Annotated in this window: 15 protein-coding genes; 5 read left to right on the top strand and 10 right to left on the bottom strand. The window is 42.8% G+C overall.

The genetic code is table 11. The annotated features are described in order from the left end of the window. Window positions 1-15: 15 nt before the first annotated feature. From ACFOWS_RS00400 to ACFOWS_RS00385, 4 genes are all read right to left on the bottom strand, one after another. Entirely contained in the window at window positions 16-1,293 is a 1,278-nt protein-coding gene (locus tag ACFOWS_RS00400) for a serine hydrolase domain-containing protein (protein WP_379761912.1), read from the bottom strand. A 245-nt stretch (window positions 1,294-1,538) separates the two neighbouring features. Then, window positions 1,539-3,749 carry a DUF5916 domain-containing protein gene (locus ACFOWS_RS00395; RefSeq protein ID WP_379761911.1) on the bottom strand — a complete coding sequence of 737 codons (2,211 nt, stop codon included), beginning with the start codon at window positions 3,747-3,749 and terminating at the stop codon, window positions 1,539-1,541. Window positions 3,750-3,950: 201 nt separating this feature from the next. After that, window positions 3,951-4,703, bottom strand: coding sequence for a LytR/AlgR family response regulator transcription factor (locus ACFOWS_RS00390; protein WP_379761909.1), 753 nt, complete (start codon window positions 4,701-4,703; stop codon window positions 3,951-3,953). Between the two features lie 7 nt (window positions 4,704-4,710). After that, on the bottom strand, window positions 4,711-5,778 hold the full coding sequence (locus tag ACFOWS_RS00385; protein WP_379761908.1) for a sensor histidine kinase: 1,068 nt from the start codon (window positions 5,776-5,778) through the stop codon (window positions 4,711-4,713). 281 nt (window positions 5,779-6,059) lie between these two features. Here ACFOWS_RS00385 and ACFOWS_RS00380 point away from each other — a divergent pair, with 281 nt between their 5' ends. Genes ACFOWS_RS00380 through ACFOWS_RS00365 form a run of 4 tightly spaced genes read left to right on the top strand, consistent with a single transcriptional unit; the run spans window position 6,060 to window position 11,554 of the window. Next, window positions 6,060-7,781: an IlvD/Edd family dehydratase gene (locus ACFOWS_RS00380; protein WP_379761906.1), complete on the top strand. Its 1,722-nt coding sequence runs from the start codon at window positions 6,060-6,062 to the stop codon at window positions 7,779-7,781. Between the two features lie 14 nt (window positions 7,782-7,795). Then, on the top strand, window positions 7,796-9,127 hold the full coding sequence (locus ACFOWS_RS00375; protein ID WP_379761905.1) for a GntP family permease: 1,332 nt from the start codon (window positions 7,796-7,798) through the stop codon (window positions 9,125-9,127). A gap of 4 nt (window positions 9,128-9,131) precedes the next feature. Further along, window positions 9,132-9,965, top strand: a complete 834-nt coding sequence (locus ACFOWS_RS00370) for a fumarylacetoacetate hydrolase family protein (RefSeq protein WP_379761904.1) — start codon at window positions 9,132-9,134, stop codon at window positions 9,963-9,965. Between the two features lie 14 nt (window positions 9,966-9,979). Further along, entirely contained in the window at window positions 9,980-11,554 is a 1,575-nt protein-coding gene (locus ACFOWS_RS00365; protein WP_379761903.1) for an aldehyde dehydrogenase (NADP(+)), read from the top strand. A gap of 180 nt (window positions 11,555-11,734) precedes the next feature. Here ACFOWS_RS00365 and ACFOWS_RS00360 read toward each other — a convergent pair whose 3' ends face one another. From ACFOWS_RS00360 to rpsO, 3 genes are all read right to left on the bottom strand, one after another. After that, window positions 11,735-12,598: a sigma-70 family RNA polymerase sigma factor gene (locus ACFOWS_RS00360; protein WP_036382919.1), complete on the bottom strand. Its 864-nt coding sequence runs from the start codon at window positions 12,596-12,598 to the stop codon at window positions 11,735-11,737. Between the two features lie 166 nt (window positions 12,599-12,764). Continuing rightward, entirely contained in the window at window positions 12,765-14,996 is a 2,232-nt protein-coding gene (locus tag ACFOWS_RS00355; RefSeq protein ID WP_379761901.1) for a polyribonucleotide nucleotidyltransferase, read from the bottom strand. A 220-nt stretch (window positions 14,997-15,216) separates the two neighbouring features. Next, a complete protein-coding gene (gene rpsO / locus ACFOWS_RS00350) occupies window positions 15,217-15,486 on the bottom strand; it encodes a 30S ribosomal protein S15 (protein WP_366584602.1) in 270 nt (89 codons plus the stop codon). Between the two features lie 150 nt (window positions 15,487-15,636). Between rpsO and ACFOWS_RS00345 the strand changes: the two genes are divergently transcribed. After that, window positions 15,637-16,515, top strand: coding sequence for a hypothetical protein (locus tag ACFOWS_RS00345; protein ID WP_379761900.1), 879 nt, complete (start codon window positions 15,637-15,639; stop codon window positions 16,513-16,515). Window positions 16,516-16,652: 137 nt separating this feature from the next. Here the strand turns inward: ACFOWS_RS00345 and accD are convergent, their stop codons facing one another. The 3 genes from accD to tamL are packed head-to-tail and all read right to left on the bottom strand — an operon-like array spanning window position 16,653 to window position 21,252. Continuing rightward, on the bottom strand, window positions 16,653-17,513 hold the full coding sequence (gene accD / locus ACFOWS_RS00340) for an acetyl-CoA carboxylase, carboxyltransferase subunit beta (protein ID WP_379761898.1): 861 nt from the start codon (window positions 17,511-17,513) through the stop codon (window positions 16,653-16,655). Window positions 17,514-17,540: 27 nt separating this feature from the next. Then, a complete protein-coding gene (gene fbaA / locus ACFOWS_RS00335; RefSeq protein WP_366584596.1) occupies window positions 17,541-18,608 on the bottom strand; it encodes a class II fructose-bisphosphate aldolase in 1,068 nt (355 codons plus the stop codon). A gap of 55 nt (window positions 18,609-18,663) precedes the next feature. After that, window positions 18,664-21,252, bottom strand: a complete 2,589-nt coding sequence (tamL, locus tag ACFOWS_RS00330; RefSeq protein ID WP_379762318.1) for a translocation and assembly module lipoprotein TamL — start codon at window positions 21,250-21,252, stop codon at window positions 18,664-18,666. Window positions 21,253-21,271 lie beyond the last annotated feature (19 nt).

The raw sequence follows: 21,271 nt of genomic DNA, 5'->3' as shown, positions 1-21,271 counted from the left end.
CCCTACGGTTATGGGCTATTCAGAGGTGCTTTCTTCCAGTGAAAAGGGACCGTAAACCGCATCCCTGAACCTTTTGTGCAAGGTGCCGTTATACGGAAACACTTGAACAAAGAGAACAGCAGTGAGTTCATTGGTAGGGTCTACCCAAAAAAGTGTGCTGGCAGCTCCATCCCAAAAGAATTCGCCCACAACCCCATTATTCTCTTCTGGGGAAGCTGGTGGACGCAGTCTTACTGCAAAGTCAATACCGAACCCAACCTGTCCCTTGCTGGGCAACCAAGACCGTTCTTCAATACTTTCGTCCAAATGGTTGGTGGTCATAAGTTCTACGGTACTTGAATCAAGGACTTGGACACCTTCCAAAGTACCTTTGTTGACTAACATTTGTGCAAAGCGCATATAATTGTCCAAAGTTGAGGTAAATCCCCAACCGCCTGGGGTCAATGGCCATTTTGTATAATTGTAGGCATGTGCCTCTTCGTTGGGCAACTGAATTAGGGAGTCGCCATCATGCCTGTAAGCGGAGGACATTCTATCTCGGTCTGATTCGGGAACAAAGTATCGCGTATCATTCATTTTTAAAGGGTCTAATACATGCTCTTGCACATATGTTGCATAAGGCTGATCTGAAAGAAGTTCCACCAAATAAGCCTGTACATCAACGGAGATGCCATATTCCCAGTGCTCCCCAGGATGGTACCCTAAAGGTACACTGCTTAATTTTTTGGCCATTTCGGCTAGCGTGTTTTCCCTATTTAAAGCGTCTGCTTCGGCTATGGCTTCACCCAACCCTGGAAGATCTCTTTGGCCTGAAAAACCAGCGGTGTGCCTGGTAATATCACGAATGGTAATGGGTCGCTTGGCAGGTTCCAGAATCATTTCACCTGCAATGGAATCATAACCTTTATAGACCTGCATGTTGGCAAATTCAGGGGCGTATTTCTCTAAAGGATCATCCAACTGAAACTTGCCCTCTTCATACAACGTCATCAACGCAGTACCGGTAATGGGTTTGGTCATTGAGTAGATTTGTACCAAGGTGTTGCGCTCCATTGGCTTCTTGTTTTTTATATCGGTGTAGCCAAAAGCATTGTAATAGACTTCCTCTCCTTTTTCAAAAATAAGGGCGGAGGCACCGGCCACATCGCCCAAATCAACAAAACTTTGCAGGGTGGAATCGATGCGTATTTTTACGGTTTCATCTACCAGGTACTGGACCTTTTCTTCTTCTTGTTTTTTGCATGATGCAATGAGGAACAGGGCCACTAATAAAAGGGATACAGCTTGTTTCATTATGTGCATTGGTTAAAATTTGTTAGGCTTTGGAGATAAACAGATTAGACTAATAAGTCTTGGAAGTTAGCCAATTAATTGAGAAAGCAATCGTCTATACCCTTCAAAAATCAGAAATATAACAACTTCATTATGATTGGTTTAGAGAAATAACGAATCAGCGTTTACTTTTTTTCAATCGATTGCGAAATTTCACAGTTTTTATACAGCCTATGCTGATTTTGCTGTGGGTTATAGGGTTTCTTTCATAACCAATACGTTACTTTGAGAACAATGGACCTGTTTTTGATTCCCAAACCTGTAGTATCGTGGTTTTCGTTAAAAATCAGAAAAATATCTGACATTGGGCTGTAGCGCCATTGCAAGCGGGAAAATGCACTGAAGTTATCATTTCTGGAATTGTACTGGAGTACATTTGTTAAAAACAGCTTGTTGGAAAAACTGATATTTCCATTGAACCGAACCAGATGCAGATTGGCATTTCCATAGCCATCCGCCAAGCGAATGTCGTTATAGTCATAGGTGACCCCAAAGGTGCCCCATGGGCGAAACCGGAACGAACCTTGAATCATGGCGCCCAAGCGCGTACCATTATAAAAACTGCCATACCCGGTAAGGGTGTTCCAAACAAAAGTTTTGCGTTCATCTGAGCGGTATTGAACATCGAACCTTGAGAATTTGTAGTTGCCTACAGGGATCGGGGTGAACTCATCTCCGATCAATTCCGTGGGAAACAAAAGATTTACTTCTTGATTTCTGGCAATGAGGTTCATTCTGGCAGTGTTTCGATATTCAAAATCATAGGCGAAGTTGTTTTGCCGTTCATTTAATGTGCCGTCGTTGTTCAGATACATATTGTGCCAAGTTCGGATACCGTGATAATTGAACCTTCTGTTCTCACGCTCTGGAAAAAAGAGGTATCGTACCCATGGATTAACCAAGGTATAGCCAACTCGAATGGTTTCTTCCGTTTCGGCATTGTAGTTTTCCAATCGGGGGTTTACCCCCAGTTCCGTAATGTAATTGTCGCCCACAACATTGTAGGTCCATCCAGATTTAAACCTTCTAGAATTGAATGACCCCTCGAAACCATAAAAATGAGTTTCTCCAAGATTTTCAGGAGTGATGGAATTATGATACATGAAAGTTGTGTTGAGAGCACCACTTTCAGAAACATAACTGAACTCCAAGCCTAGATTTTTGGAATACTCCATTTCTGTAGTAGTGCTGGTGGCCTGCCGATTGATGAACATTCCTTTGATAATGGATCTTTTCAGTACTTTTTGCTGAAAGGCCACCATACCATAATTTTGGGCCGCGAATTCTTCTGTACGCCGGGTTTGAACATCCATAACCCCAATGCGCAGGTGGGGTGTAATGTTTCCTGTTAGCCTTCCTCCAAAGTCAATGGGAATCACTTCACCATCATTGAGCCCTATTCTTCGGGAAAAAAAGGGCCTAATATCATATGTGCCGAAGTTAGCAAAGATGTCATTGTTCTCTAGAAAGAAATTGCGTTGTTCAGGCAAAAAGATATCAAACCGAGTAATGTTGGTTACCTGCTGGTCAACATCTGCGTTGGAAAAATCAGGAAACAAGGTTAAATCCAGATTCAAGTTGCTGGTTAAAGCCACTTTTACCTCACCCCCCAGATCACTGTTCAATTGGGCCTCGTTCTGTTCACTGTTCTCATAATCCCGAAGGGAGGAAGACGTAACATAGGGATTAAAAATAAAGGTTCCTTTGGCTTTTTCTGGACTTTGATCCCAAACCAAAGAACCCATGTAGTTCATGCCCACTCCATTGAAATTTACTGGAAATTGGGTCCACGTACTGTACACATTGTTTCTTTTGTCCCCCCGAATAAAATTGATGCCCCATTGACGTTGATTGGCATTATATCTAAGGGTCTTGAAGGGAATGGAAATCTCAACTACCCAGTAATTTTCATATTGCACCGTTTTTGAGGCCCATTTATTATCCCAATTCTCCGAACTGTAGGTTTGTGCCCCTTCCAAGGTTAGAGTGCCCTCCATCTCAGCACCACCCGCGGTTACCCCAAACATAAAGCCACTCTGTTTAGTGTTTACCGGGTCTAGAGCCACTGTGAAATTATCACTTCCCCAAAAGTCCTCATCATTGTCGCGCACCAAGGACTGTACTATTCTTTTTCCTTCATCGTAGCATTTGGCCATCACATATAGATTTTGGTCGTCATAAGTTAATCGAACCTCTGTTTGAAATTGAGCCTCTCCTTCGTCAATGGGCCAATGATTTATGAAGTTAGTGGTAGTTCCATGTTCCGCCCATTCACTTTCTTCAACGAGCCCATCCAAAATAATGGGTGTTGATGTTCTTTTGATTTGATACTGATACCGTGTTCTGGTATCAGTGCCGTTTTGGGAAAACCCTACCATAACCCAAAGGAGTAAGGTCAGTGACCATAGTAATTTCATGCACTGTTCGTTTTTTGATGATACTCAAAGAACTATCCCTCAGTTTACATTCGCAAGGCGGCTTTGGAAATGTCAGGAGATTAGGTGCATACAACATTTGAGTAATCTCCAATGCCGAAAATGTGTGTTCGGATGTTATTTAGGTTGCGGAAGTTACCTTGAAGGCTGATTTAAGGAATGCTTAACACCGTTTTTGTGAGGTCAAAGGGGATTATCCTGCAAAATGGTCATGACATGCGACCTATAATTTCGACCAATTGGGAGTTCTTTGCCATTCACTTCGGTCATTATGGTGTTGAAGGCGGTAATTTTATCCAAAGCGACAATAAAAGATCTGTGGATACGTAAAAACTTGGTCTTGGGTAATTTTTCCTCAAGAGACCCAATGCGCTGTGCGGTTTGGATCTCTCCATCAGAAGTATGAATGGTAACCTTGTCATTCAAGCTTTCCAAATATAAAATTTCAGATAAGTCCAGTTTTACTGTTTTCCGTTGGGATTTGATATAAAGGAGTTCGGGTTCGGGGTTTAATTTGGATATGGGATCCTTTGGTTGAAGTTGGCCCTCAACCATCCCTACTACATGATTCCCTGTCAAAAATTTGTTCACTTTGGCGATGGTCTTCATAAATCGGCCTAAGGATATAGGCTTTAAAAGGTAGTCTATGGCGTCTAGCTCAAAAGCTTTGACGGCAAATTCGCGATAGGCCGTAGTGAAGACTACCAAAGGAACGGGGTTGAGAGATTCCAAGAGTTCCAAACCATTGATTTTCGGCATTTTAATATCTAAAAAAACCAGGTCAATATTCCCTTTTTGTAAATGACAAAAGGCTTCAACAGCGTTGGAACATACGGCTACAACCTCCAAATTGTCCATTTGGCTGGCATATTTCGTTAGTACTTTTCTAGCCAAAGGCTCGTCGTCCACTATGATACATGTAATCGTTTTGTCCATAACTAGCTTATGAATTTACGTCACTAAGATCAATTTCCAACTTTACTGAAAATTGGTCAGGTTCCTGATGAATTTCCAAGTGATGTTTATCAGGAAAAAAAAGTGCCAATCTACGTTTTACATTCTTCAGACCAATGTTTTTATCCCCATCCAACTCTTCACTTTCTTCGGATGACGCTTTACTGTTTTCCACTGTGAATTGGAGCTGATGTCCGGTCAATTTTAAGTGTATATCAATAAAGGAATCATCAAGCAAAGTATCGGCCCCATGTTTAAAGGCATTTTCAACAAAAGGCAATAGTAACAATGGCGGAATAAAACTAGTGCTACTATCATCTTCAAATCTCGTTGAAATAGAGAGCTTGTCTCCATACCGCAATTGTTCCAATGCGACCAGGTTCATGAGTTCTTCCCATTCCTTTTGAACTGAAATCAAACGATCGTTGCAATCATATAGCATATAGTCCAAAAACTTGGAAAGCCCCAAAACGGCATCTGGTGTCTTTTCGGATTTTTCCAAGGAGAGAGAATAGATACTGTTCAAGGTATTAAAAAGGAAATGGGGATGTATCTGGGCTTTTAAAAATTTAAGTTCAGTTTCGATTTTTTCTTTTTCCAGTTCCTTATTGATTTGCTCCTTTTTATAGTAGAACCGTTGTAGTTTTATGGCCATTGCTACAAAAACTGGAGTGTAAACGCTCAAAAGTGAATTGATTACCTTGGGAAGGTACCAGACCGGGTCTTTCCAGTGTTCATCTTCAGGATTGAACCAATGATATAAAAACCTCCAGTTCATGTATCGGTCAATCAAGGCCATTGAAATAGCCAAAATAAGGGAGAGTAGAATATAGGTTGAGGTCCGTTTGGGATAGAGGTACTTGGGCATCAAATAGTACAAGGTAATGTAGGTGGGAATCAATTTCCATGGTAGTAGAAACAATAATTGCAGTGTTTCATCCCAATAATTGCTTCCCTCGTAGCTACCCCAAAAAATGGTATAGAACAAGATATAGCCTACCCAAAAAAGTATGTGATAATAGATTCTATATTTAGTTCCAAAAAATCTTTCAATCATGTTCTGGCCCTCGTTTAAAGCCAATATGACCGCTTTCGAAACATATTTCTGGCCTTGGCTAACTTTGGGTGAAAATACAAAATAGGGGGCATGTTCAGTGCAACCATATGCAGATAGCAGGTTTTTAGGGGTAAACATCCGTATCAGCCCGTAAACGTATAGCTCGATTTTGCCGGGAAGAGGAACCCAGGAAATCACGATTAGCAATAATTTTGTTTGACTATGAATCCTTGTATTTTTATCGCAATCGATTGAGTATATTTAAACAATCATAGAAATTAATGAAAGAAAACAAGAAAAACCTGCGCAGTAAAGAGTGGTTTGGGGGCAATGATAAGATGGGATTTGTGCACCGTTCTTGGCTACGCAATCAAGGTTATCCCGATGATATGTTCAGGGGGCGGCCTGTGATTGGCATTTGCAATACATGGTCTGAATTGACACCGTGCAATGGCCATTTGCGGGAATTCGCCGAGATTGTAAAAAAGGGAGTTTTGGAAGCCGGGGGATTTCCTTTGGAATTCCCTGTAATGTCTTTGGGAGAGACCATTATGCGACCCACCACCATGCTCTTCCGAAACTTGGCCAGCATGGATGTAGAGGAATCCATTCGGGCAAACCCCTTGGATGGCATTGTTTTGTTGACCGGTTGCGACAAGACCACCCCATCTACCATAATGGGTGCTTGTAGTGTGGACCTTCCCACTATTGTGGTTCCCGGTGGACCCATGCTCAATGGAAAGTTCAGGGGAGGGGAAATAGGCTCAGGGTCCTTCAATTGGATGATCAAGGAGAAACAGAAAAAGGACAAATTCACCGATGAGGATTTCTTAGAAGCTGAAATATGTGCTGCCCGAAGTGCAGGACACTGCAACACCATGGGAACAGCCTCGACCATGGCCACCATGGCGGAGGCGTTGGGACTCACATTGCCAGGGGCATCCGCGATTCCGGCTGTTGATGCCCGAAAAAAAGTTATGGCCCAGCTTTCGGGAAGACGGATAGTGGAAATGGTGAATGAAGATTTGACCCTATCCAAAATGCTCACCAGAGAAGCTTTTGAAAATGCAATCGTGGTCAATGCAGCCGTGGGTGGCTCCACGAATCTCATTATCCATTTGATAGCCATTGCGGGCAGGATGGGAGTTCCCTTGAAATTGGAGGACTTTGATGATTTGGGGAGTAAGATTCCGCTGTTGGTCAACTTGATGCCTTCTGGAAAACATCTTATGGAAGATTATTTTTATGCGGGAGGACTCCCTGTAGTTTTAAAAGAATTAAAATCCAAACTCCACAGAACGGTCACTGCGAATGGCAAATCCCATTATGAGAATTGTGAAAAGGCAGTTTGTTATAATGAGGAGGTGATTTCCAAGTATGAAACCCCGTTCCAAAAGGATGCAGGTATCGCGGTTTTAAAAGGAAACTTATGCGAGAATGGTGCTGTGATAAAGCCGTCAGCGGCCACGCCAGAACTCATGAAACATCGGGGTAAGGCCGTGGTGTTTACTAGTATGGACGATTACCATGCCCGCGTGGATGACCCTGATTTGGATATTGATGCAGATAGTGTGATCGTGCTTCAAAATGTGGGGCCCAAAGGCTATCCCGGTATGCCGGAAGTTGGAAATGTTGACCTCCCTGAGAAGCTGATTATGCAAGGCGTAAAGGACATGGTGCGTATTTCCGATGGCAGAATGAGCGGTACGGCCTATGGAACAGTGGTTTTGCATGTCTCTCCCGAATCGGCGATAGGAGGGAACCTTGCCCTTGTCCAAAATGGGGATTTTATTGAGCTTGATGTGGAAAATAGACGCTTGCACCTTGATGTTTCACCGGAGGAGCTGGAAAAAAGAAGGGCCGTTTGGACACCACCTGAGTCCCATACTGAACGGGGGTATGTAAAAATCTACCTGAACCATGTGGAACAAGCGGAAAAAGGAGCAGACCTTGATATTTTGGTCGGAGGCTCGGGAAGTGACGTAAAGGGAGACCTACATTAAACCATCGCCAGTCTATGTTAGTTGTCTATTTACTCGTAAGCATTGTCCTTATTATTTTTATGGTCAATTATTTGAGGCTCCACCCATTTTTGGCCCTTTTTATGGTGGCTGTCTTTTTTGGTTTCGCAGCCGGAATGGATTATGGCCTCATTTTGGATACCATCAATGATGGTTTTGGTGGTACACTTGGAAAAATAGGCCTTGTCATCATCTTTGGAGTGATTATAGGTGCCTTTTTGGAAAATACCGGTGGGGCATATGCCTTGGCTGAAGCAGTCATCAAGATTGTAGGAAAGAAACGTGTCGCAGCCGCCATGGGAATCTTGGGATATTTTGTTTCCATTCCAGTTTATGCCGATAGCGGTTTTATTCTACTATCTCCATTGAACAAAAGTTTGTCCAAAAAAGCTGGTATCAGTTTGGCTGGGTCTGCGGTAGCCCTGGCAATGGGATTAACGGTGACCCATAATTTGGTTCCGCCAACCCCTGGGCCCATAGCCGCTGCCGGTATTTTGGGGGCCGATTTAGGTTTGGTTTTGGCCTTGGCCATTCCAATTAGTATATTGGCCTTGGTCATGGCCTTGGTATTCGCCACAAAATTTGCGGCCAGGACGTATATTGAGCCCAATCCCGATATTTCGCAGGAAAGTATTGATCAAAAAATGAAAACGGCACCATCCGCTTTCAAAGCATCATTGCCCATTGTAGTTCCCATTGTTTTGATAATGGTCAATTCAAGGATGAAAACCATTGACGCACAGGAGATTACTGGATGGCAATCTTTCCTTCAATTTTTGGGAGAGCCGGTAATGGCATTGGTCATTGGAATGTTTTTGGCTTTTTCACTACCCAAAAAGCTAAAAAAAGAATTAATATCTACAGAGGGGTGGGTCGGGAAAGCCCTAAAGGAATCGGCCAATATTTTATTGATAACGGGAGCAGGAGGTGTTTTTGGAAAGATGCTGCAAAATTCAGGAATAGCTGGTGTTATGGGAGAGGCTTTAAGTGATTTGAACCTTAGCTTTTTCCTGCCATTTTTGATAGCTTCGGCTATAAAACTGGCTCAAGGATCCTCAACGGTAGCATTGATTACCACGGCATCCATTATGCTGCCCATGATGCCCAGTTTGGGAATGGAAAGTGAAATGGATAAAGCATTATTGGTGGTTTCCATAGGAGCCGGATCCATGGTGGTCTCCCACGCCAATGACAGCTTTTTTTGGGTAGTGACCCAAATGAGCGGAATGAACGTTGGGCAAGGCTACAAACTTCATAGTTTGGGAACTTTGGTCATTGGACTGACCTCGATAATTACAGTATTAATCATAAGTCTATTTGTAAATTAAAACCATGAAAGTTTATCGAACATCAAAAGGGATAGTACTTCAATCTGAAGGAAAATACTACTTGAGTGACGCAAGTTGGGATGATTTCATCAATGATGATTCCCTTTTTCAGAAGTGCAAATCCATTGTTAGTCAAAATCAACCCATTGAAAATGGTCCGGAACTGATTTCAGACCACTTGTTGAAGCCTATCGAAAATCAGGAAATTTGGGCTACAGGCGTTACGTACTACAATAGTAAAATGGGGCGACAGGAAGAAGCTAAAGAAGCCGGCGGAGGTGACTTTTACGAACGCGTGTACAATGCCGAAAGACCAGAGCTGTTTTTCAAATCAACCGCGGCTAGGGCCGTTGGACATTTGGATAAAGTTGCCATACGGGATGACTCCACTTGGGACGTTCCTGAGCCAGAACTCACACTTTGTATTACATCCAACGAAAAGATAGTAGGCTACACCATTGGCAATGATATGAGCAGTAGAAGTATTGAGGGCGAAAATCCGCTTTATCTACCTCAGGCAAAAAATTATGACAGGAGCGCCGCCATAGGCCCATGTATTCTGGTTACCGATGAACCATTTCCCCAAGATTCCAAAATTTATTTGGATATCGTGAGAAATGGGAACAAGGTTTTCTCGGGGGAAATAGGGGTAGACCAAATTGTACGGAAGTTTGAGGACATTGTTCAGTACCTTTACAAACATACGACCTATCCTAGCGGATGTTTTTTAATGACAGGAACCGGTATCGTGCCAGATGCAAGCTTTACATTGGCACAGAATGATGAAATTAATATCACTATTGATAATATAGGAACATTAACAAACACAATCGGATAAATTAATCCCAAAACATGCAATTACAAGGCAAGAATTACCTAGGAAATGAGAAATCGGCCTTAGGGGCCAACACGTTTTATGGAATTAACCCCAGTACCGGGGAAAATCTGGAGACAGCTTTCACCGAGGCAATTGAAGGAGAAATAAACATCGCCGTTGAAAAGGCAGAAAAAGCCTTCAAAGTCTATAAAAATAAATCGGGAGCAGAAAAGGCAGCCTTTTTGGATGTCATTGCCGATGAAATATTGGCCCTTGGTGACGCATTGGTGCAACGTGCCTGTGCAGAAACGGGGCTGCCCGAAGGAAGAATTACCGGAGAGCGGGGCAGAACCATGGGACAAATGAAATTGTTCGCCACCGTGCTACGGGAAGGTTCTTGGGTCGACGCACGAATTGATGAAGCCATACCGGATAGACAACCATTGCCCAGAGTGGATATTAGGAGTATGCTGCGTCCATTGGGGCCAGTGGCCGTTTTCGGTGCCAGTAACTTTCCTTTGGCGTTTTCTGTGGCGGGTGGTGATACTGCCAGCGCATTGGCGGCAGGTTGCCCTGTGGTGGTAAAAGCGCACCCAGCTCACCCAGGAACCTGCGAATTGGTGGCAGAAGCTATCGTTAACGCAGCTAAAAAAACCGGAATGCCAGATGGTGTATTCTCTATGCTGCATGGTATTTCCCACGAAGTGGGTACTGCCTTGGTAAGTCACAATGGCATCCATGCAGTAGGATTTACTGGTTCTCTTGGAGGAGGAAGGGCATTGTTTGATGCGGCCTCTAGACGAGCGAACCCAATTCCCGTTTATGCTGAAATGGGAAGCACCAACCCAGTGTTCATTTTACCCGGCGCCATGGCCGAAAAAGGCGAGGAGCTTAGTCAGCAATTGCATGGTTCTTTTACCTTGGGTGTGGGTCAATTCTGTACCAACCCAGGACTTGTCATAGCCCATGAATCTGAGGAAACCAAATCATTTAAGAAGTCGTTGACCAATTTGGTGGAAGCATCCAACTCGTCAGCCATGCTTACCTCAGGTATTCACGATGCCTTTGATGGTGGTGTTAAGGAATTATCGTCACAGCAAGGTGTTGAATACCTAGCGAAAGGCGCCGATGCGGGTGGAAATCATGGAAATGCCAATTTGTTTGCCACCGAGGGTAAGAACTTTTTATCCAATACATTGTTGGAAGAGGAGGTTTTTGGACCATCAACTTTGTTAGTGAACACTTCCGATAACAGTGAAATGTTGGAAATAGCCCGAAACCTTCACGGTCATTTAACTGCGACCATCCATGGTACCGAAGAGGATTTAGTGAATAATAAGGAGCTTATCGATATTTTGGAGGAAAAAGTGGGTCGCTTGTTGATCAACGGATTCCCGACCGGAGTTGAGGTGTGCCATGCTATGGTGCACGGTGGCCCTTATCCAGCTACTACGGATTCAAGGTCCACCTCTGTTGGAACAAAGGCTATTGACCGCTTTGCAAGACAAGTGTGCTACCAAAATTTCCCGGATGCCCTATTGCCTGATGAATTAAAGCAGGACAATCCATTACAAATAATGCGATTGGTGAACGGGGAGAAAAAGAGATAAACTCTCGCCAAAACTTGATTGTATAAAATGAAAAAACTCCGGTAATCAGCCGGAGTTTATTCATCAATCAAAAAACGAACAGTCATGATAAACTGTTGTAGGTATCTAAATTACAATTTTCTTGCCAAAAAAAAAATTTAAGACGAGTTTAACTGTAATTTGCGGTGTAAATTTTACAATTTACCCCAAATAGGTCTTTAAAATCTTACTTCTGGACGTATGTTTTAAACGTCTGATGGCCTTTTCCTTGATTTGACGAACTCTTTCCCTGGTAAGGTCAAAAGTCTCACCAATTTCTTCCAAAGTCATGGAATGCTGTCCGGCCAAACCAAAGTAAAGCCTTATAACATCGGCCTCTCGGGGGGTCAAAGTTTCCAAAGCGCGTTCAATTTCAGTGCGCAAAGATTCGTGCAACAACTCTTTATCTGGATTCGGAGATTCCCCACTTCGCAATACATCGTACAGGTTGGAATCCTCACCATCAATCAATGGAGCATCCATAGATACGTGTCGGCCTGAATTTTTCAAGGATTGCTTCACATCTTCCACGGTCATGTCCAATTCTTTGGCAATTTCCTCTGCAGAAGGCACACGCTCATGGGCTTGCTCCAAGAAAGCAAACGTTTTGTTGATTTTGTTGATGGAACCGATTTTGTTCAACGGCAAACGCACGATACGGGATTGTTCCGCCAATGCTTGTAGAATGGATTGGCGAATCCACCAAACCGCATAGGAAATGAACTTAAAACCGCGGGTTTCATCGAAACGCTGTGCGGCCTTGATCAGTCCCAAATTCCCCTCATTAATCAAATCGGGGAGGGTCAATCCTTGGTTTTGGTACTGTTTAGCCACAGAAACCACGAACCTAAGGTTGGCTTTAGTTAATTTTTCCAGGGCCACCTGGTCTCCCGCTTTAATACGTTGTGCCAACTCCACTTCCTCATCGGCAGTAATCAAATCCACTTTCCCGATTTCCTGCAAATACTTGTCCAACGATGCGGTTTCCCTATTGGTAACCTGTTTTGTAATCTTTAACTGTCTCATCTAAATTTTCCCTTCAAATTAAGTTTTTTTGAACCGAAGCTCATTAGTTTATACGTAGAAAAAACCGAAATGTTACAATTTGGTAAAATTTATTTGTAAAATTTTTAGTAAAAACAGAAAGCCCTAGGATTTCCTAGGGCTTTCAGTATAACTACGAAATGGGAAATTAATCCCTTCTCGGTTTTCTATCTCGGTCACGGTTTCCGCCTCTGCGATCACCGCCACCTCTTCGGTCTCCACCTCGGTCATTGCTACGAGGTCTTTCTTGGTATCCTTCGGGTTTTGGCAATAAGGCCTTTCTGGAAACTTTTTCCTTTCGGGTCTTGGGATCTATACCGAAGTATTTTACATCGATAACATCACCCATATTGACCACATCGGTTACATTTTCGGTGCGTTCCCAAGCAAATTCAGAAACGTGCAACAATACTTCGTTTCCAGGGGCATCCACGTATTCCACAACAGCACCAAAATCCAATAGTTTGATGACTTTTACTTCGTAAACGCTACCCACTTCAGGCTTGAACATCAAGGCATCAATTTTAGCCAGTACGGCATTGATACCATCTTGGTCCGTACCCAAGATTTCCACAATACCTTCTTCGGTATCTGGGTCTTCATTGATTACAATAGTAGTCTTGGTCGTCTTCTGAAGTTCTTGAATCACTTCTCCACCTTTACCGATAAGGGCACCAATGTACTCACCAGGAATAATTCTGGTAACAATTTTTGGTGCGTAGGATTTCACCTCAGGTCTTGGTTCAGCAATGGTATTGGTCAATTCTTTTAGAATATGCATCCTTCCATCTTTGGCCTGCATCAAGGCTTTTACCAAAATTTCATAGGAAAGGCCCTTTACTTTGATGTCCATTTGGCAAGCGGTGATACCATCAGCAGTACCAGTTACCTTAAAGTCCATGTCGCCTAAGTGGTCTTCATCACCCAAAATATCCGAAAGAACGGCATATTTGCCAGTTTCGGTATCGGTGATCAATCCCATGGCAATACCAGAGACTGGTTTTTTCAATTGCACCCCAGCATCCATCAAGGCCATAGTACCAGAGCAAACGGTGGCCATGGAAGAGGAACCGTTGGATTCCAATACTTCGGAAACCACACGAACCGTATACGGACAATCATCCGGTATCATCTTTTTCAAGGCACGTTGCGCCAAGTTTCCGTGACCTACTTCCCTACGGGAGGTACCACGGATTGGTCTTGCTTCCCCAGTAGAAAATGGAGGAAAGTTATAGTGCAAATAGAAAGTTTCCTCACCTTCAAAAGACGGCATGTCTATTTGATTGGCTTCACGGGAAGTTCCTAAAGTTACGGTTGCCAATGCCTGGGTTTCGCCTCTGGTAAAGATGGCAGAACCGTGTACGGATGGCAAGTAATCCACTTCGCACCAAATAGGTCGAATATCAGTGGTTTTACGTCCATCTAAACGCAAACCTTCCTCTAACGTAAGGTTACGGACGGCTTCTTTTTCAGCTTTGTGGTAGTATTTGGAAACCAATCCACCTATTTCCTCCAACTCTTCATCGGAGAAGGTAGCCTTGATTTCTTCTTTAATTTCCTCAAAAGCAGCACTACGCTCATGTTTAGCAGAACCGGCTTTGGCTACGGCATATACTTTATCGTAAGCCATGTCGTAAATCTTCTTCTGAAGTTCTTCGTCTTCAACTTCGGGTTCGTATTCACGGGTTTCTTTCTTTCCGAAAGCTTCCGCCAATTTCAGCTGAGCTTCGCATTGCACTTTAATGGCTTCGTGGGCAAATTTAATCGCCTCTACCATTTCTTCTTCGGAAATCTCAGACATTTCTCCTTCAACCATCATCACAGAATCTGCGGAGGCACCAATCACCATGTCAATATCCGACTCATCCAGTTGCGCTCTGGTAGGATTGATGATAAATTCACCATTCACACGTCCTACACGAACTTCTGAAATGGCACATTCAAAAGGAAAATCTGAAAGTTGAATGGCAGCCGAAGCGGCCAATCCGGCCATGGCATCGGGCATAACCTCTTCGTCATGCGACATCAATTGGATCATCACCTGCGTTTCAGCGTGATAATCTTTTGGGAACAACGGGCGCAATACCCTGTCCACCAAACGCATGGTCAGTACCTCGCCATCGCTGGGTCTGGCCTCACGTTTAAAGAATCCGCCGGGATAACGTCCAGCAGCGGCAAATTTTTCGCGATAATCAACCGTAAGGGGCAGAAAATCAACGTCGCTTTGTTTGTAGTTAGAGACAACTGTACATAGTAACATGCACTTGCCTGATTGGACAACCACAGAACCATGGGCCTGTTTTGCCAATTTACCAGTTTCGATAGAGATTTCCCTACCGTCACCAAGGTCAATGACCTCTTTAAAAGTTTTTGGAATCATACAAATAATCTTACCCGCGCAATAGATGCGGGTCGTTAAACATTTGGTCTACCGCCATCCGGACGGTCGGGTTGTGTTGTTGTTGTGTGTGCCTTTAGGCACTGACCAATGAAAAACTATGTGAAGCTTTTTGTGTTTGCCCAATTTGCAGCTTGGGACTTAGGGTTGTTGGAGCCCGTCCAACGAAAACAAAGGGGAAGCCAAAGCCTCCCCTCAATTTTTATTTTCTAATGTTCAATTCTTTGATCAAAGAACGATATTTTTCAATGTCTTTTTTCTTTAGGTAATCCAAAAGACTACGTCTTTTACCTACCAAAGCTACCAAAGAACGCTCGGTGTTATAATCCTTATGGTTCTTTTTAAGGTGTTGTGTCAAGTGGTTGATACGGTGCGTGAACAATGCAATTTGTCCTTCCGTAGAACCGGTGTTGCTCTCAGAGCCGCCGTGTTTCTTGAAAATCTCGGCTTTAACTTCTTTTGTTAAATACATTCCAATATTTATTTAAATGATTTTTATGTATTGATTGACCTTCAATCAGCGTGCAAAGATAGTCGTTTTTTTGAATCTATGAATTTTAAGGCCAAATTAAACCTTTTTCATTTAGGAGGGTCAAAGCAACAAACCATAAAATATATCATTATGAAAAAGAATCTTGATCAAAGGAACTTTACCGGATTGGCATCCCTTCTTTTAGGAGCATTATTTCTGACTTTCTTATCATGTAGTAAAGATGAATCTACTGCTGAAGAATTGTCCAGTACTGAGGTTATATCTGCCACCGAACTAAAGTTTAGTGATGAGACCGAGATGATTTCCGAAGAAATCACGGCCATTGCCGAAGACGTGTATGCGGCTGATGAAATCTCCACAACTTCCAAAATGGATTACCATTCGGATTATTTACCAGATTGTGCCGTAGTCACCATTGAACTCACGGAGACTACTAAAAATGTTACACTGAATTTTGGAGAAGATTGTGAAATGCCCAACGGGAACACCGTCAGCGGTACCATTTATGTAAGCTATTCAAGAGATATGCAGGCCGCTTCAAACACCATCAGTCTTAGTTTGGAAGATTTCGTGTTCAATGGTGTGGCCGTTGAAGGTTCGGCCAGCATTGTACGCGTACGCTCCAATGAAAACGGAAATCCACAGGGCACGGCAAATGCCACATTTACATCTACGTGGCCCGATGGAAATACCACGTCTTATACTGGCACCCGAACCCGCGAATGGATAGAAGGCTTTGGTACTGGTTTTTGGGGCGATAATGTTTTCTTGATAACTGGTAAACGCACCTATGTCAGCAGAGCTGGAAATGAATTTATAAAGGAAGTAATCACTCCACTTCGTAGGGAAATGTCTTGTCGATTTATTGTTAGCGGTGTTTTGGAAATTTCAAGATTTGGAAATACGGCGAGCTTGGACTTTGGAGATGGTAGTTGCGATGCCAAAGGTACTTTAACCTATGCCGATGGTACGGAAGAGGAAATATTTTTGCGTCGCTTCAGAAATTAGCTGTGAATTAAAACTAAAAAAGCTGAATGTTACATCGAGCGCAGTCGAGATGTCTTTCTAAGGTATAAAGTTGGCAGAAGATTCTCGACTGCGCTCGAACTGACATAAATAAAAAAGCCCCGAAATCGGGGCTTTTTTTATGCTCTAATGGGTTGGTTTGAAATCAAGTCGATATAAAGATTGACCTGTTTTTTCAAGTCTCTTCTGTGGACAATAAAATCCAAGAACCCATGCTCTTTTAAAAATTCAGAGGTTTGGAAGCCTTCCGGCAAATCTTTTCCTACCGTATCTTTTACAACGCGGGGACCGGCAAATCCTATCAATGCACCGGGTTCCGCTATATTGATATCACCCAACATGGCATAGGAAGCTGTAGTTCCCCCAGTTGTGGGATCGGTACACAAAGAAATGTATGGAATTTTGGCCTCGGCCAATTGGGCCAGTTTTGCTGATGTTTTTGCCAACTGCATAAGGGAAAGCGCAGCCTCCATCATACGGGCACCCCCCGATTTTGAAATCATAAGGAATGGCACCTTTTTCTTTTTGGCCACATCAATGGCGCGGGAAATTTTCTCGCCAACCACACTGCCCATGGAACCACCAATAAAACTAAAATCCATACAGGCAATCACAATTTCCTTGCCCATGGATTTCCCGACCGCTGTACGAACGGCATCCTTAAGTCCTGTTTTTTGTTGGGCCGCCTTTAGACGTTCTGAATATTTCTTGGTGTCTACAAACTTTAAAGGATCCTTTGCAGAAATATTCTCGTCCAGTTCCTTGAACTTGTTATCATCAAAAAGAATCTCAAAATATTCCTTGCTGCCAATTCTAACATGATAATCATCCTCAGGACTAACGTAGAAGTTTTTGGCAAGATCTTCAGATTCAACAATTTTTCCAGTAGGGGATTTATACCATAATCCTTTCGGGGTATCTTTTTTTTCCTCTGTTAAGGTCTGTATTCCTTTTTCCTTTCTTTTAAACCAAGACGACATGCAATCAAAATTAAATTAAACAAAGGTCTATAAGGTATTGACGTTATTTAAATCTTCAAAGGCTTTCTTCAATCGAGCCACAAAAGTTTTTTCACCCTCTCTAAGCCACACTCTGGGGTCGTAGAATTTTTTGTTGGGTTGGTCATCTCCATCAGGATTGCCAATTTGAGCCTGCAAGTAAGCGGATTTATCTTGGATATAATCCCTAATTCCTGTAAGGAAGGCATATTGTAAATCGGTATCGATGTTCATTTTGATAACACCATACCCAATAGCTTCTCTAATTTCTTCCACCGTGGAACCGGAACCCCCGTGGAACACAAAATCGATATGATTTTCCTCAACACCGTATTTTTCAGAAATAAACTCTTGGGAGTTTTTCAAGATTTTTGGCGTCAATTTCACGTTTCCGGGTTTATATACTCCGTGAACGTTACCGAATGCAGCTGCAATGGTGAATCTATGGCTTACTTTTGATAATTCCTCGTAAGCGTAGGCTACCTCTTCGGGTTGCGTGTATAGTTTTGAATCATCAACATCGGTGTTGTCAACACCATCTTCTTCACCGCCGGTAATTCCCAATTCAATTTCCAAGGTCATACCCATTTTGCTCATGCGCTCCAAGTACGCTTTGCATATTTCAATGTTCTCCTCAATGGGTTCTTCCGATAAATCAATCATGTGGGAACTAAACAGGGATTTACCTGTTGCTTTAAAATGTTCCTCACTTGCCTCCAAAAGACCATCGATCCACGGCAATAATTTTTTGGCACAGTGATCGGTGTGCAATATTACGGTGGCACCATAGGCTTCGGCCAATTGATGCACGTGTTTAGCACCGGCCACAGCTCCCAAAATGGCAGCTTTTTGGTTTTCGTTGGAAAGTCCCTTACCTGCGTTGAACTGTCCGCCTCCGTTAGAAAATTGAATAATTACAGGAGAGTTCAAAGATGCGGCTGTCTCCATTACGGCATTGATAGTGTTGGAACCTACCACATTTACTGCTGGAAGCGCGTATGCGTTTTCCTTTGCGTGTTTAAAAATAGCTTGTACTTCATCGCCCGTGGCAACACCTGGCTTAATATTGTGGGACATAGTTTAAGATGGTTTTCGAGTTAAATTAGGCCACAAAAGTAATAAAATAATTCCGCTAGAAAGGATAATTGATACCGATATTGAATACGGCTTTTTTGAAATTGAAATCGCGGAACCAGCGATCGGAACCTTGCTCAGCAGGATTATAGGTCTTAAAACCAACATCTAGCCTAAATACAAAATAGGTGAAATCATAACGCAAACCCAAACCTGTGCCCAGGGCTATATCGGCTAAAGAAGAGAAGCCAGAGAATATGGCATCTGGATTGTTTTCATTGTCAAATACGTTCCAGATATTACCTGCATCGGCAAAAAGTGCACCTTTTACATCCCCAGCAATTGGAAAACGGTACTCTAAGTTAAAAGCGAGCTTTAGGTTGGCTTCGTTGAAGTCGTTTATGTTGTTGGTTTTTCCTGGCCCCAGTTCATAGGCGTTCCAAGCACGGTTGTCGTTTGAACCTCCAGCAAAGTAACTTCGCACAAAGGGGATATTGTTGGAGTTCCCGTAGGGAACAGCCAGACCACCAAAGCTCCGAAAGGCCAATACTTGGGAGTCACCCAACTGCCAATGCCGGATATAATCAATTTCGGTCTTTAAATACTGAGAAAAAGGAACCCCAAAAACTAGGAGCTGACCATCATCGTTTTTATTGTACGGAACCACATTAGCTACCATGGAAAGTAGGTTGCCAGCGCTTTCCAGCTTTATTCGATATTGATAAAAATCGTTGTCGTTGATGCCGGACTTGCTGTTTTTGGTATGGGTGAAGTTTGTGGCGAAAATGAGGTTGTTCTCTGTTAATCTTCGCCTACGTTCTTCAATGCTATTGACTTCATCAAGCTGTTCTTCTGATACGGGAATCTCATTGTTCAAGACGGCCTGGGCAAAAGCATTGGCACCTTCTGGAATAGTCAAGCGTAATGGGTCGGTATCGTTGTTCGACTCCTCAAAAAAGGAAGCATATTGTGGGTCGTCCTGAAAATCATCTGCCAAATCGTCCAAATTGGCAAAGGTGTTACGGTATACGTTGTAAAAGTTATCGGGATTTACGTTTCGCACAAACTCCACATTGAGTAATTCCAAATTGTTCCTGAGTCTATCGGTAGGAGACCAATTATAGGAGAGAATAGAGTTTAAGGATTGTTTGTCCAGACCAATGTTTCTTTGAAAGTTGGTACCTGCCAAGAGCCTACTTTGGGGCAGCATGTAGTACGGAATTATTTTTTCTGTGTTGAACGGAAGCCATATCCTTGGAAAGGTGATGTTGATATCTCCACCAAGTTCGGAGGTAAAGGTTTCATTGGAAAGCGAAGCATCACTCAATAGACCAATCGACCCGCGGGCAGAAATATTTAAGGTTTCGGCACCTCCGAACACGTTTCTTGTGATCACGGATGCACTGAAAGCCGTACCCACTTTCTGTATGTTGGAGTGGGTTACATCAAAATTCATGTTCAATGAAAATTTGGGCCTGGGTGCCAAGTAGATGTTGGATATCAACTGCGCTTGGGTGGTATCTGGAATAAATTCAATATTCGGATATTTAAAGGTGTTCAGGTTGGTGATCTGTCGGTAGGTGCGAATCCGGTCAATATCCCTATAAATACTATCCTTTTCAAAAAAGATGGCATCTGTAAGCGCTTTTGGTCGGTATCGAAGCTTCTCCTTATAGTAAATGGTGTAGTTTTCGTATTCGATGGAGTTTAAGGAGTCGATATCGTCACCAAAAAGATAATCTGAATAGATGTTGATTTTTTTTAGACGATGGATTCTGTAGGGGTCCGAAGTATCCGTGCTGTCTGTGGCGCTCCTAAATTTTTTAATGTTTAACTGAACGTCCATCAATTGGTCATCCGCTGTCAATGTAGTGTCCCTGAGAATATCATAATTGATGGAGCTTTCTTGAAAATTATAAACTCCAGAATTGCGGAAAAGGGCAGTGAGCCGTTCACGTTCCAAGGTAAAATTGTCCAAGTCGAACTGCTCACCCTGCTTTACAAAGGATTGTTTGTAGAAAGCCCTGTAAATGGAATCCAGTTCAGGTGAGGTAATATTTTTTTGTACTGTATCAATGATGAAAGGTTTTCCCAAAGTAACCTGATAATCCAGTTCGGCCCTTTTCTTTCTTTTACCATCAACAATTTGGTACGTGCCGGAATTGTTGAAATAACCCTTGCTGTTATAATAGGCTTCCAGTCTTTTCACCGATTTATTGGTGAGAGCGGTATCAATGACAACCGGAGGTTCCCCAATCCTTTTTAAAAACTCACTATATCCTTTTACCATAAATGACTCTTGCAGCCTATTGACCTGTTTCTCGGAGAGTAGGTTATTGAGTCTTTTTTCTCTTTTTTCTTTTCGATGTAACCAGTTCTGAAAAGAGGAGTCTGGGTCTTCCTTGGCCAGATTGTAGAGGTTTAAGCGAAGGGGGTATCCCAGCACACTGCTGTTCGGTTTTTGTGAGATTAGACCTTTGATCTCGCTATCAGTAATCTTTTCGTCATCAACATAAATGTTGTTTTTGGTAAGCAATAATTCCTCATCACCAACCTTTTTAAGGGTGTTGCAACCAGCAATGACCAATATAAGCAACAATAACCCTATTTTTGCCCAGTTGCACAATAGACGTAAAGAACCCTTCATAGTCGCCAAAAATACACGA

Origin of the sequence: Flagellimonas marina (assembly GCF_042651185.1) — a bacterium.
GTDB classification, from domain to species: domain Bacteria; phylum Bacteroidota; class Bacteroidia; order Flavobacteriales; family Flavobacteriaceae; genus Flagellimonas; species Flagellimonas marina.
Note: the sequence above shows the minus strand (reverse complement) of the source record. Positions and strands in the feature narration are given on the sequence as shown.

Coding starts and splice junctions, on each gene's coding strand:
- ACFOWS_RS00355 (WP_379761901.1), bottom strand. CDS start 14,996: ATGATTCCAAAAACTTTTAAAGAGGTCATTGACCTTGGTGACGGTAGG.
- ACFOWS_RS00390 (WP_379761909.1), bottom strand. CDS start 4,703: ATGGACAAAACGATTACATGTATCATAGTGGACGACGAGCCTTTGGCT.
- ACFOWS_RS00345 (WP_379761900.1), top strand. CDS start 15,637: ATGAAAAAGAATCTTGATCAAAGGAACTTTACCGGATTGGCATCCCTT.
- ACFOWS_RS00380 (WP_379761906.1), top strand. CDS start 6,060: ATGAAAGAAAACAAGAAAAACCTGCGCAGTAAAGAGTGGTTTGGGGGC.
- fbaA (WP_366584596.1), bottom strand. CDS start 18,608: ATGTCCCACAATATTAAGCCAGGTGTTGCCACGGGCGATGAAGTACAA.
- rpsO (WP_366584602.1), bottom strand. CDS start 15,486: ATGTATTTAACAAAAGAAGTTAAAGCCGAGATTTTCAAGAAACACGGC.
- ACFOWS_RS00400 (WP_379761912.1), bottom strand. CDS start 1,293: ATGAAACAAGCTGTATCCCTTTTATTAGTGGCCCTGTTCCTCATTGCA.
- accD (WP_379761898.1), bottom strand. CDS start 17,513: ATGTCGTCTTGGTTTAAAAGAAAGGAAAAAGGAATACAGACCTTAACA.
- ACFOWS_RS00365 (WP_379761903.1), top strand. CDS start 9,980: ATGCAATTACAAGGCAAGAATTACCTAGGAAATGAGAAATCGGCCTTA.
- ACFOWS_RS00370 (WP_379761904.1), top strand. CDS start 9,132: ATGAAAGTTTATCGAACATCAAAAGGGATAGTACTTCAATCTGAAGGA.
- ACFOWS_RS00385 (WP_379761908.1), bottom strand. CDS start 5,778: ATGATTGAAAGATTTTTTGGAACTAAATATAGAATCTATTATCACATA.
- ACFOWS_RS00360 (WP_036382919.1), bottom strand. CDS start 12,598: ATGAGACAGTTAAAGATTACAAAACAGGTTACCAATAGGGAAACCGCA.
- ACFOWS_RS00395 (WP_379761911.1), bottom strand. CDS start 3,749: ATGAAATTACTATGGTCACTGACCTTACTCCTTTGGGTTATGGTAGGG.
- tamL (WP_379762318.1), bottom strand. CDS start 21,252: ATGAAGGGTTCTTTACGTCTATTGTGCAACTGGGCAAAAATAGGGTTA.
- ACFOWS_RS00375 (WP_379761905.1), top strand. CDS start 7,796: ATGTTAGTTGTCTATTTACTCGTAAGCATTGTCCTTATTATTTTTATG.